Source organism: Pantoea sp. C2G6, assembly GCF_051336815.1.
GTDB lineage: Bacteria > Pseudomonadota > Gammaproteobacteria > Enterobacterales > Enterobacteriaceae > Pantoea.
In genome coordinates, this window is the sequence record NZ_JBGMNJ010000002.1 from 330167 (window position 1) to 343237 (window position 13071).

A 13071-nucleotide genomic window follows, 5' to 3' on the forward strand; every position below is an offset into this window, starting at 1 on the left:
GCTGCTGAATTAAAACAATTTTCATCATTTTATTGCCCTGGTTTTTCATCTTTATTCGCAGTGGTTTATTATTGTTTGTGGTTGTACATGACATATTACGTACCATTCTCGTACCAAAACCATTTTTCACTGCGTACCAAAAATTATTATGGCCCTGAGTGACACTAAATTACGCTATATACATGTTAAACCATATTCCGGCCCGGCTGAAATTTCAGATGCGGATGGGCTGGGCGTCCGGATATCGCCAAAGAGCGTGATCCTGTTTCAGCATCGCTACAAGTGGAACGGTAAACCCCAGCGGCTGAGTTTAAGCCGGTATCCTACGTTAGCACTTAAAGATGCGAGGAACCTGGTCAGCGAATTGCGCGTTATGTATGACAGTGGCACAGATCCCCGCCGGTATACTGAGAAAACCACTGGCGAACAATCCATGGCCGTGGGCGACTGCCTAACATACTGGAAAGAGCAGTATGTTGATGTTGCTCTGCGCCCCAAAACCTAGGCGCTTTACAACTCGACAGTTTTAAAATACCTGACTGGCGCATTTCCCGGCCGGGCTATCGGTGACATTACCGTCAAACAATGGATAGATTTTTTTCGCAGGAAGAATGTGAAAACCCACGCCCGCGCGGCAACTGCTTGTGCAGGCGCGATCAGCAATCGGCTGGTGCATCCGCCGGCAGGTCATAGATAACGCCTCAATCATGCGTATAGAGCCGCGTGATATAGGAGTAAGTTCAGAAACTGGCAGTCTTGTTCTAACCTACACAGGGCTGGCGCGAATCTGGCTCGGTATCGAGCGTAGCAGGGCGGCCACGTCTAACAAACTACTGCACCAGATGCTGATGCTGTGGGGTGCCAGGGTTTCAGAACTGCGCCTGTCTGAATGCAAAGAATTTGATTTAACGGAGTGGGTTTGGACGGTTCCCAAAGAGCGCAGCAAAGTGGGCAATATCATACGCCGGCCCATTTTCGAACAGATAAAGTCGCTGATTGAAAAGGCGATGATAACCTATGACAAAATACTTTTTCCTGGTGCTGATATTAAAACACCGCTGAGCACATCAGCGACCAATCGCTACATTGGCCGGATCCGGGATAGCATGAATATTGGGTATTGGCGCACACATGATTTCCGGCGCACGCTCGTTGCCCGATTATCAAAAGAGGGCACTGCACCGCACGTAACGGAGCAAATGCTGGGGCATGAATTGGGCGGGGTGATGGCGGTATACAACAAACACGATTGGTTAGAGGATCAGCGTAAAGCTTTTGAGATTCACGCCGATAAATTACTACGGCATATCAAAAAAGGAAATCAAGCTAATGAGAAAAGGAATTCGAATCTTATTATGTATTTTAATATTTTCTGCTAATTCCTATGCAGAAGATAAAATGATTTGCTATGTTCCTAAAAAGCCAGTCCCGAAGCCTACTGCACCTATCAAGCCGGTAAAAAAAGAAACTAAGGAAACTTCGTCAGTTTCTGATAGTAGTAGTGTCAGTTCTGAACTAACTACTCAGAGTACGCAGGTTCTGATTAATTATCCTCAAAATATTCGCGAGGATAAAAAAAACACAGAAAATATAGAACCTAATTATTATGAGTTAACAAAAGGTCTAGCTTCTTTTTTCATAAAGTTACTTACAATATCCATTTGGCCCCTGCTGATTTTCATTGCACTGCAAAAATTTCAGTATGACATCAAAAAACTTATGGGAAGAATCAAAAGTGGTAATGTTGCAGGTTTTGGTTTCGAATTTCACGATATAGCTGAAAAATACGAAGATGTTGCTGGTCAGGTAACACGAGATCAAGAAATAAAATCAAATCTGGATCCTAGAGGGGCGATAATCTCCGCATGGCTTAATATCGAAACAAGGTTGTACCAACTTTTCGAAGTAAATAGAGAGAAAGTAATGACATCAGGCATTGTTGGCTCAATGAACTCAATGGACTCAATTAATAAGCGGCCACCTGTATTTCAAATCATAAGGTTTTTGAAAGACAAAAAACTACTTAGGGTGAATGAAGTTGAGATATTGGATGATCTGCGAAGAATGAGAAACAGAGTAGCTCATGAGGCTGACCTTGAACTAACGCAAGAGGATGTGACAAAATATTTAGTCCTTGCAAATTTGGCCGAGGTCAGTCTCGAGAAGATTGAAAATCAGGTGCTTTGATTAATTTCTCCGCGTAAAATCCATTCATCCACAGCGCTGCGCAGATAGTCTTAGAATGCGTGCGGATCGGTTTAGGGAAATTGTGCTATTTTCCATATTTGCATATGATTGTGCGTGAGATAATTGCCAGAATTTTCATTACCTCACTTTGTTTGATCAGTGCTGTCTCGTTCATTTTTAAGCTCTTACTTTTATTTCCAGACCGATCCCAAGCCATTGCGTCCAGGCTGGTGGCCAACATAACACTTGCCGCAATGCAGGCAACGATAAACGCTCATTTGCCCGCGGTAGCCATGATGTGATTTTGATTCTGATGCTGTCTTGATGCGCCAGCGTGCCAATCAATTTCAAAATAATGAGTTATGATGATTGGTCTGTATCATCGATCAATCTGCCAGAATTGATCGGCACAACCAGTTAGGGTCTTTGTAAAACAGCGTATATTTTGATCACCGATACAGGGAGTTTAATTCATGAATAGGAGAGCTCCGTGGGTATTATTGATAAATGGATGTGTGATAGCATGGATATTAATGACATTTTCAATGATAAAATTTCATAAAATACAATGATTTACTTTTGATTTGCCAATGCCATCCTTGCTAGCGCCGGCTTTTTTGCGTCTGTTTTATTGTACTTGGAATGTGCTTCGCAAATATGCATAACTATTGTTGTGTCATTAATGAAAACAACTAAATTGTACTCAGCGGAGGAACATATTAAAAACGACTTTGCGGAAAATGCATATAATGAAGCATGTAACACAATTGGGGAGGCTGTCTGGCAGCTGGTTGCCAGCGGTGGAAAGGTATCGCAGGAGGCTATCGCAAGCATGATTAGATCTCTGGCAGGATGTCAGCTTGATTTGGATGATAGTGTTGCATTGTCAGTCCTACATCAAAATTAAAAATACTATCAAGTTAGTGTGAATAATCACGGATGCTATAAATTTCCCGTAAGATAAGGCTCAGTGCCTTTTTAATAAAAAAGGCACTGAGCCTTAATATGGTTGGTGATACTAAGATTTTATTTTATCGAGTTTTATCATGTTAAGAACTGATTTTGCTAATCCTAAGTAAACTCTGTCAGCCTCTTCAATGTTTACCTTGATTCCATTTTCTTTCCCGCCCTTCTCCCACACCCAGCGAGCACCTGACCAATTGCCGTCTTCCTTACTGAGTTCAAAAATGGGTTTAGATAGTCTCTGTGATACGGGAATCAATCCACTGAAGTTTTGAACGCCTCCTAGGTGATATGGAGAGTCATGAGTTACCGATTTTGAGAAATACTCTTTTTTAATCATCATGTCTGAGGATTTTAAGGCAGGCACCAGTCTTCGGTTAGAAACTTCTTTAATTCTATCTAGCCAGTCGCTATAGGCTTTAGACATTTGTTTGGGTTGCTCTACCTCATTTTTGACTGAAGAATTACTTGAGGAAGTATAGATTCTGTAGTTTTGAGTAATGAAACCAAGCATTTTAGGATTAGAGGCTGGCAGTGGAGAATTACCACCATCCTTAAATTGTTTGATCTGCTCGGCCCATTTAGGTAAAACATTGCTCAATGAGTCAATAGCTTGATAGCAATAAAAATCTGGAGAAACTGGAACTATAAAATAGTCAGAACTCATCAGTATACACTGATTGGTAGACGATACGCTGGGACTCATATCGATTAAAACTATATCGATATTGTGTTCAGCTGCAATTTTTCTTATCAGGTGATTGAATGCAGCAACAAATTTACGCAGTACTGGAAGAGTATTGCTGCTTGTCATAGCAGTTGCAATCTGAGTATCTAGCTCAGAGAATCTGATATTCCCAGCTAGAATAAAAAGATTTTCATTTTTTGTTGGTGTGACAGATGTTGCGCTTTGCGGAGAATGTGAGACACCTTCAAGAGAAAACTCAGGTGCAAGGCTATTAAAAATATCTGTGTTTTGTTTGTTGTCATAGAAATTCACCAATGAATCATAATCATCAAGTCCTAATGTTAGACCTGTTAAATTACATTGTGGATCAGCATCAACAATCAAAACTCTTTTACCTAAGGCGGCAATTTTCCAACCTAAATGAAATACAGTGGTAGTTTTACTTACCCCCCCTTTATGGTTGAAAAGTGATATTAAGCTAGCCGCTGTCTTCGGAACTTTATTCTGTTTCTGCTTTTTGTCAAAAGTTTTTGGCGATTTATTTTCCATGCTATTTCCTTATCGCAAGCGAAATGCTTGATTTCCCTGGAAGTATTTAACGTTTCAATCTAGGTTGAATACGTGATTATTTATAGCAAATACTGCAAGTTACCAATGAAGTTCATTTTTATCTTAAAACTTACGCATGAATCATACGACAAATTAAATTTATCCGTTAGTGTAGATTTATACATCCTTATGAGGTTAAAAATCTCCAGCTAGGCTCAAGTAAAACGAGCCTGGATAACTTAACATTAGAATTCTGCTTGAAATTTGCTCAACAACAATCTCTCTACAAAATGTCACCTAGCAAGACTTGAACAAGGAATTTTCATTGATAATTGTGTTTATGCATACAGTATTTGTCAGAGAAGGACTTATCATGCCGTGTGACTATGAAATCAAACATACATTTATTAACGCTATGAGGCAAGGGTCGGAGCAGGGCGTTATTGTAACTACTCAGGAGCTTGTACATCAGCTGGAGTTGCTTAACTGCGGGAGACTAACCAGTGGATAAAGACAAACACGGTGACGTTCCGCGATGCATCAACGCAGGAAGGTGAGGCTAAGACCTACCGTCAGTTCAACCCGAACGGGGGAATATGATAGGGCTTTCCATCACCAGCTAATGACTACGTTGAAGGCCGCATAGATTTGAACAAAATTCCTATGCCTCACCCGGCTCACATGCTGATCATTGAGACACCGGTCGGCTTCGCTATTGTGGATAGAACACTTTAGGGGCAGACAGGCGACAAAGTAGCATTCCAGCTCGCTGAGTCTCCGCAAATAGGAAAATTATTCATGACAGGCATTATCACGTAGGACGGTGAAACGGTCGACGGGTAAGGGCTTGAAGGGATAATTATGCTGGGCAAAGTGACTTATGAGATTACGAGCGTATGGCATGATAATGGGCCTATATAACTGGCCTTAATAAAAATATACTAAATTATGCTACTGGGCTGCTTATAATTAGAAGTTAGGCAGCCCAACATTTTATGAACTAAAATTATACGTCTATCTAATGATTGGTATTAGCTTATTAACCATTCTAAAAGAGAAAAATCAGCTCTAGTTGCCGCTTCATCCTCAAGGAAGTTTAGAAAAAAAGCAAGATAAACAGCGGTAATTTCAATCCTTCCATCCCCGGATGGTAATTTTTTAAATTCACCTTCATCTGGAACATAATTATATAGCCCAGTTTTAGGTAAGCAAAACAATATGTTAGATATTTCGCCCGGATTTTCCCATTTCGACAAAGCGTTATTCAAATCAGTTATGGACTGGTCATATGAAAAACAGCTTACAAAAGGATAATTTGTATTTTCCCCTTCTATTTTTCCGGGCTTAGCTGTTTTTAATCCATTTATGTTATCAGGGTGCAGCGCCCACGCTAAATTGAGAGTTTGGTGTACGCCCTTAGTATCCAAATCGCTTTTAACTTCAATTACTCTATGTACAGAGTCGATAAAATATACGCCCAATCCGTTTTGCTCAATTACCGGAGGGATTTTCCTTTTATCATATATGATTATGTCTGCTTGTGGTGAAAACCTGTCCCATTTGTCAACTACCTGACCAGAACCTATTCCAAAATGCGGTGGTAAAAGAGACTGGATTATAGGTACTAAGAATCCTTCTCTGAAAGTTCCTTTTACCGTTTTATGTGATATGTCTGATACAGAATCAGCATTATCATAAGCTTGCTGTATTTTGTTGTGAAGTATTTTAGTTAAAAGTTTGCTCGGCATGTTATCAATCCTTTGTTTTTAAATGGGTAGAATATTAAGTTAGTGTGGTATTCAGTGGTTGTTATCGGTAAAATCAAAAATTGCTTTAGTTTTAGACAGGATAATCAAAGTGTACCAATATGCGTACCAAGCAAATAAAGATGAAGAATTAATATAAATAAATCATTGGGTTACCAACTAAGTTTCGTAGTCGTGGAAGAGGAAGGTGGCCTGTACGCAATCGTTATTCAAATTTCATTTCCGCTTATTTCGTTCACTGGCTTAATAAACAGAAAGCGATAAAGCGGCTTTCTGTTCGCTCGGTGTCCCACTGCGCGCAGCCGGAGTGAGTTGTGATGGGTAGCGCTGTCGTGCGCGTGCTGTCGCTGCCTGGCTCAACTGAGCCATTATAGCCGTCCCGCGCAGCATCTGACTTGGTCCCGCTATGGTAAACCATATTCCGGCGCGCCTGAAGTTCAGGCTACAGCAACGCTTACCTGTTGCCCGGCGGTGGGCGAAAAGATCGCCGCAGTTCATACTTTTTTTCAATTTATTCAAACCTTCACAACGCTTTTGCCGTAAAACGTGCGGCTGCTTCCGTTTCGTTTTATCCGTTTCCTCTCGTGTGTAATTAAGGATCAAGTGTTGAAAAGGCGTCTGCTACTCACCGTTACTGCTACTGTTTTCTGGGCCTCGCTGGCACAAGCCGATGCGCTCCCGTTTCCTGTGACGCCACCGGCCATTGATGCGGCTTCCTGGGTGCTGATGGATGCCACCACCGGCCAGGTGCTGACGGCGGGCAACCCGGATGAACGGCGCAATCCCGCCAGCCTGACCAAGCTGATGACCGGTTATGTGGTCGATCGCGCTATCGACCAGAAAAAAATCAGCCGCGACGACATGGTCACGGTGGGGAAAGATGCCTGGGCCGCCGGCAATCCGGTGTTTAAAGGGTCGTCTCTGATGTTCCTCAAGCCGGGCGATAAGCTGAGCGTGCGCGATCTGAGCCGGGGAGTCATCATCGACTCCGGTAACGACGCCTGCGTCGTGCTGGCTGACTATGTGGCGGGTAGCGAAGAGAACTTCGTGAAAATGATGAACCACTATGTCGATAAGCTCGGTCTGCAAAACACCCACTTTGAAACCGTACATGGTCTGGATGCTCCGGGTCAGTTCTCCAGCGCGCTGGATATGGCGAAACTGTCGCGGGCGATTATCGATGGCGAACCCGACTTCTACGCCATGTACAGTGAAAAAACCCTGACCTGGAATGGCATTACCCAGAACAACCGCAACGGTCTGCTGTGGGACAACAATCTGCATGTGGATGGGCTGAAAACCGGCCATACCGAAACCGCAGGCTTTAACATCATCGCCTCTAACGTGGTGGGTAAACACCGGCTGATCGCCGTGGTGATGGGCGGCAAGAGCGCCAAAGGGCGTGAAGAGCAGGCGCGTAAACTGCTCACCTGGGGACAGAACACCTTTGACACCGTTCAGCTGTTCCATGCCGGTAAGAAAATCGGCAGCGAAAACGTCTGGTATGGCAACCCGCATCAGGTGGATGTCGGCACCGCAGAGGATATTTATCTCTCCCTGCCGCGCAGTGAAGTGGAAAACGTCAAAGCGAAATACATTATCGATCGCAAAGATCTGGAAGCGCCGCTGAAAGCCAATGAGGTGGTCGGTGAAATTCAGGTGATGGATAAAGATCAGCAGATCGCCCACTATCCGCTGGTGGTGCTGAGCGCGGTTGAACCCGCCGGTGTGATTACCCGTCTGACCGATTATCTTAAACAGAAATTCTGACAGACAGCGTAGCACGACAAAACGGGCGGCCTGCGGGCGGCCCGTTTTGGTTTTAACCCCTCCATATCGCCGGTTCAGCCCGGCCTGCCACGCCACCTCCATGTTGCTGGCAAAAGATAAAGGTTAACAAAGCGTAGGGAAGTTGTTCTTAACCCCTGGACATCTGTGTGAGGGGGATGTTGATAATTGTAAGATAACGTCAAAACGGCTGGAAAAACAGTGCCCGGGCTAAGCCTGCGCCCGATTCAGGGTTAAGATAGCCGGATGAAAATTCTGCTACCGGAAAGCCACTTTGCGTCCTGATAAGCCCATATCAAAACTGGAGTTTTGGTTCTATCGTCACTACCGCGCCGTCCACGGCGTGCGCATCGCCATCGCCTTTCTGCTCTGTTTTATCTTTGTCCGGGCGACAGAGATCCCGGAAGGCACCTGGCCGCTGATCACCCTGGTGGTGGTGATGGGGCCTATCTCCACCTGGGGAAATGTTTTCCCGCGCGCCTTACAACGCATCAGCGGCACGGTGGCGGGATCGATTTCGGGATTGATCGCCCTGAAACTGGAGCTGATCTCAATGCCGGCGATGGTGATCTGGTGCGGCGTCATCATGTTTATCAGCGGCTATCTGACGCTCGGCAAACACCCCTATATGGCGCTGCTGATCGGCATCACCCTGAGCGTGGTGGTGGGCGCGCCTGCCGGCGATTTCACGATGGCGCTCTGGCGCGGTGGCGATGTGATTCTGGGATCGTTGATGGCGCTGCTGTTTACCGCAATCTGGGCGCAGCGCGCCTATACCCACTGGCGTATCCAGCTCTCTGACACCCTGGGAGAGATGGCGAAAATCTATCACGCTGGCTTCTCGCCCAACCTGGTAGAGCAGCCGCGTCTCAACAAACCGCTGGGCAAGTTGCTCAGCAGCGTGATCAAAATGCGGGCACTGCTGGAGCCATCGAGCAAAGAGACGCGCATTCCGAAATCGGTCCTTGAAGCCATTCAGACCATTAACCGTAATATGGTTTACACCATTGAGATGCAGATTAATGCCTGGTGGGCATCGCGTGAAAGCCACCTGATTATGCTTAACGCCCCGGCGCTGCGCCGGACGCAGCAGATGATCGAGCACACCCTGCGGACACTCTCGGTGATGGCGATCAAAGGTGAAAGTGAAGAGGTGCTGGCGAACAGCACTGAACTGACCGGGATCAACGAGGAGCTGCGGCGGCTGATCGCCGAGGCGGGCAGTGACGGACTGGAAGAGACGCCAATCTACGGTTACGTCTGGCTGACGCTCGAACTGACCAAACAGCTGGAGCGGATGACCGAACTGATGCGGATGGCGTTGCGCAAATAATCACCTCAGACAATGACTTAATGTGAAACCGGGTTTCTTTGCGCTAAGATAAGAGCCAGTCTGAATTTAGCTGTGAAAATGGCTTACAGGGCGGGTTAGCCGCTAAGCTGAACGTTTTGACTCTCTCCCTGCGTCAGCAGGCTCAAAGAAAGGTGCCATCATGGAAAATGCCAAGCAATCATTTCAGGACGTACTGGAGTTCGTACGTATGTTTCGCCGCAAAAACAAATTGCAGCGTGAAATTGTCGATAACGAGAAGAAGATCCGCGATAACCAGAAGCGCGTACTGCTGCTCGACAACCTGAGCGAATATATCAAACCTGGCATGAGCGTTGAGGCCATTCAGGAAATCATCGCCAGCATGCGGGTGGATTATGAAGATCGCGTGGATGAGTACATCATTAAAAACGCCGATCTGTCGAAAGAGCGTCGTGAGCTGTCGAAAAAGATCAAAGCGATGGGCGTGGGCGAACACCCGAAAGCCTGAGTCGTCAGGGTGGGGCGTTAGCGCTTCCGCCTGCGATTGCGAACCCGCATCCACTCCGGTGGGGCGGGTTTTTTTATTCGCGGTGCGGGTGCGCGGCCTGAGACAGCAGGGCGCTATTTCCCGGTCAGCCGGCGCGCAATCACCTGCAACTGCTGGGACAGCGCGGCTAAATCGATCCGTTCATCCGCGGGGGCGGCGGTGGTTTCCCTGATCACCAACGTGGTCTCCAGCGCATCCGCTGTGACCGTTTCTCCCCGCAGCCGGGCCAGCATCCGATCCACGCTTTGCGCGCCCAGCGCCTGTAAATCCTGGCGCACCGTGGTCAGCGGCGGCTGATACCAGGCGCTCTCCGCGGTATCGTCGTAACCAATCACCGATATTGCGGCCGGGATCGCCACGCCATACTGATGCAGCGCCCGCATCGCACCCAGCGCCATCTGATCGTTCGCCACCAGCAGCGCCTGGGGCAGGGCGTCAGGCAGCTGCTCCAGCAGCGCCTGATAGCCTGACTGCGCGCTCCAGTCGCCGCGCAGCGAACAGTGCGGTGTTAACTGATGATCCGCCAGCGCCTGTCGCCACGCCGCTTCGCGCTGCCGCGCCGAGACCGAGCGCAGCGGGCCATTTAACAGACCAATCTGGCGATGCCCCAGCGCCACCAGATGTTCAACAGCCGCACGGGCTCCCGACTCATTCGGGTACTGACACTGCGCCACCGCCGCCTGCGGCTCGACATCCAGAAACAGCGCTGGCTTGGCACCGCACAGCAGCTGGATCTGCTGCGCTTCCGCGGCATCCAGCGGCAGGTTGATCAGCAGCCCATCCACCCGCTGCGCCAGCAGCTCATTAACCGTCGCGGCGGCGTCATTGCCGCTGTCCATCGCGATCACCAGATGATAGCCCGCTGCGGCGGCGCGTTGCTGAATCGCCGACGCGATTTGCGCCGGTGCCATCAGCGCCAGGTCGCTGGTGGCCAGCCCCAGCGTGCGCGTCGCTTTACCCGCCAGCTGCTGCGCCACGCGATTCGGCACATAATTGAGCTGCTGCATCGCCGCTTCAACGCGCTCCCGCGTACGGGCAGAGACCTGTTCAGAACGGTTTAAGACACGTGAAACGGTTTGATATGAGACGCCAGCCAGTTGAGCGACATCATCAAGGGTCACAGAGCGGGAAGTCATTGAACTCTCCAAAAGATGAAGCGACGAGTGTAGCAAATTTTCCTGCGGCGCTGCTGCTGTGCACCGCACTTTTGCCGCCCTGCCTTTACCGCCCGCAGCCAGGCTCAGCGCAGCGTCTTCCCCGCCACGGTCCGCCAGCGCTCAGCGCTGTTGCAGGTAGACCTGGAGATTGACATAAACCGCATTAAGCAGCGGTGTGACCAGGCCATTGCGTTTCGCCCGCAGCAGCAGATCGCCGATCACCTGATCGGCTTCAATGTCGAAGCCCTGGGTTAAATCACGATACATCGAGGAGGTCATCGGGGTGGCGGGATTGTTCAGCAGTTCATAAATTCGCGCGGTCACCGCCGGACGCGGCTGATACCCGTCGGCACTGATGACGGTCAGAATCTCGGTGAAAAGTCCCTGTAACAGCGCTTCTCCTCCGTCAGCTTTCAGGATCTGCTGGGTGTCGCCGCGCGCCAGGCAGCAGACCGCCCCTAGGGTGCTCAGCAGCAGCCACTTTTCCCACAGCTCATCCATGATGTTATCGCTGAAAAAGGTCTCTACCTGACTGTCGCGCAGCGCCGCATCCACCCGTTGCAGCCGGGCATCGTTATTACCGTCCAGTGCACCGTAATAGAGCTGGTGCAGCGCTGTCATCTGGATCACTTCGCCGTTGTCACCCAGCGTGGCGTTGATTTTGCACAATCCGCCGATCACCTTCTCTTCGCCAAAACGCTGTTGCAGCGTAGCGATGTGTCGCATGCCATTGAGGATCGGCATGATCAGCGTTTCCGGTCCGACCGCCGGGGCGATGTCATCCATCAGCTGATCGAGGGCAAAGCTTTTCACCGTCAGAATAATCAGGTCGTAGTCACCTGCCAGCGTGCTGGCCTGGGTCAGCTGCGGTTGCAACTGCTCGCGGCCCTGGGGAGTCTGTAACACCAGGCCGTGCGTCTGCAACTGCTGGTAACGCTTTTCACGCACCAGAAAGGTCACATCCTGGCCCGCCTGCGCCAGCCGTGCGCCAAAATATCCACCGGTAGCACCGGCACCTGCTATCAGAATGCGCATACTTATCTCCCTTCGCTGAAAGCCTCTACCTTAAAACGCCGGGGCAGCGCTTACCAGCATTAGCGGGCGATCAGCGGCTGAAGCCTCAGAGGCGGGGCAGGCCGCAGGCGATCGCAGACGCTTCCCACGCCAGCACCGGCTGATAATCGCTGCGCTGCGCTGGGCTGAATCCGCCGATCAGACTGTCGTCACAGACCCGGCGCCAGGCGGCGTCCGACACCAGCTGATGCAGGGTTGCCCGCAGCAGCGTCAGCAGCGGCGCGGAGGTGGAGGCGGCGGTAATCAGCGGCAGCCCCGGCGCGCAGGGCGTTTCGCCAATAATATGCAGGCCGTGCAGTTCATCCGGGGCGTAGCGCGCCAGCAGCGCCCAGCTGACGCAATCGATCGCCGCAATATCCGCCTGTGAATCGCGCAACGCCGCCAGCGACTGACGATGCCCGCCGCTCAGCAGCAGCTGTGAAAAGGTGATGCCCTGTCGGGCCGCGACAAAACGCAGCGCGTTATAGCCGGAGTGCGAATCCCGACTGTTGGCGACCGCCCGGCGACCGTGAAAATCGGCCAGCGTGGCCTGCTTATCCCGCGCCACCAGCCAGCTACGATAATCGGGACCGGCGCAGCCCGGTGCGGTGTAGTGAAAGAGGCCGACCAGCTGAACCGCAGCCAGCTGAGTGACCAGCGGATAGCCACAGGTCTGACTCAGCAGCAATCGCTCATCCTGCCAGTGCGCCAGCAGATCGTCAGGCCAGCCCGGCTGCGCCACGATGTTCTGGCGGCCCAGCAGCGTCGTCATCGCCTGCATCAGCGCCTGCGTGGCGGGCCGGTTAATTGCGTACATCGGCAGGGCGAGCCGGTCATTCATCAGGTTTCTCCGCTGATCCGCACACAGACAAGGCCCCAGGCTGTCCGCTTCGGAGCGGCCCAAAGCGGTCCGCTGCCTGGTCAGCCAGTGCGGGCTTTAAAAAAGGGTGATGCAGTGAAGGGTAGCCCAGATTGAAGCAGCGCACAGTTCAGGGCATTTAAACCGCTGTCCTCATCTGGTCAGCGCGGCTATATCGAAATTCCTGAATATAGCGCTGAAA

At 49.7% G+C, this 13071-nt stretch carries 9 protein-coding genes and 1 pseudogene; 5 read left to right on the plus strand and 5 right to left on the minus strand.

Going from position 1 to position 13071, the window contains the following annotated elements; translation table 11 throughout:
• Positions 1 to 148 precede the first annotated feature (148 nt).
• Together ACCW71_RS04930 and ACCW71_RS04935 are read left to right on the plus strand one after the other, a co-directional pair.
• Positions 149 to 1379 (plus strand): annotated as a pseudogene (locus tag ACCW71_RS04930) (tyrosine-type recombinase/integrase).
• Entirely contained in the window at positions 1330 to 2187 is an 858-nt protein-coding gene (locus ACCW71_RS04935; RefSeq protein ID WP_436369968.1) for a hypothetical protein, read from the plus strand. Before ACCW71_RS04930 ends, ACCW71_RS04935 begins: the two are co-directional and overlap by 50 nt.
• A 1018-nt stretch (positions 2188 to 3205) precedes the next feature.
• On the opposite strand, the gene ACCW71_RS04940 is transcribed toward ACCW71_RS04935, so the two are convergent.
• Together ACCW71_RS04940 and ACCW71_RS04945 are read right to left on the minus strand one after the other, a co-directional pair.
• The gene (locus ACCW71_RS04940) at positions 3206 to 4387 is read right to left on the minus strand and encodes a ParA family protein (protein WP_436369969.1); all 1182 of its coding nucleotides are present in this window, start codon (positions 4385 to 4387) and stop codon (positions 3206 to 3208) included.
• A gap of 1031 nt (positions 4388 to 5418) precedes the next feature.
• Positions 5419 to 6135 carry a DUF6602 domain-containing protein gene (locus ACCW71_RS04945; protein WP_436369970.1) on the minus strand — a complete coding sequence of 239 codons (717 nt, stop codon included), beginning with the start codon at positions 6133 to 6135 and terminating at the stop codon, positions 5419 to 5421.
• A gap of 624 nt (positions 6136 to 6759) precedes the next feature.
• On the opposite strand from ACCW71_RS04945, the gene dacD reads away from it, so the two are divergent.
• The 3 genes from dacD to tmaR all read left to right on the plus strand — a co-directional run bounded on the left by dacD (position 6760) and on the right by tmaR (position 9761).
• Entirely contained in the window at positions 6760 to 7923 is a 1164-nt protein-coding gene (gene dacD, locus ACCW71_RS04950; protein ID WP_436369971.1) for a serine-type D-Ala-D-Ala carboxypeptidase DacD, read from the plus strand.
• 292 nt (positions 7924 to 8215) lie between these two features.
• Positions 8216 to 9274: an FUSC family protein gene (locus ACCW71_RS04955; protein WP_436369972.1), complete on the plus strand. Its 1059-nt coding sequence runs from the start codon at positions 8216 to 8218 to the stop codon at positions 9272 to 9274.
• Positions 9275 to 9434: 160 nt separating this feature from the next.
• Entirely contained in the window at positions 9435 to 9761 is a 327-nt protein-coding gene (gene tmaR, locus ACCW71_RS04960; protein ID WP_004571340.1) for a PTS system regulator TmaR, read from the plus strand.
• A 113-nt stretch (positions 9762 to 9874) separates the two neighbouring features.
• On the opposite strand, the gene ACCW71_RS04965 is transcribed toward tmaR, so the two are convergent.
• The 3 genes from ACCW71_RS04965 to ACCW71_RS04975 all read right to left on the minus strand — a co-directional run bounded on the left by ACCW71_RS04965 (position 9875) and on the right by ACCW71_RS04975 (position 12851).
• Positions 9875 to 10936, minus strand: coding sequence for a LacI family DNA-binding transcriptional regulator (locus ACCW71_RS04965; RefSeq protein WP_436369973.1), 1062 nt, complete (start codon positions 10934 to 10936; stop codon positions 9875 to 9877).
• A 141-nt stretch (positions 10937 to 11077) separates the two neighbouring features.
• Positions 11078 to 11992, minus strand: a complete 915-nt coding sequence (locus ACCW71_RS04970) for a ketopantoate reductase family protein (RefSeq protein ID WP_436369974.1) — start codon at positions 11990 to 11992, stop codon at positions 11078 to 11080.
• 85 nt (positions 11993 to 12077) lie between these two features.
• Entirely contained in the window at positions 12078 to 12851 is a 774-nt protein-coding gene (locus ACCW71_RS04975) for a phosphate/phosphite/phosphonate ABC transporter substrate-binding protein (RefSeq protein ID WP_436369975.1), read from the minus strand.
• Positions 12852 to 13071: the final 220 nt, after the last annotated feature.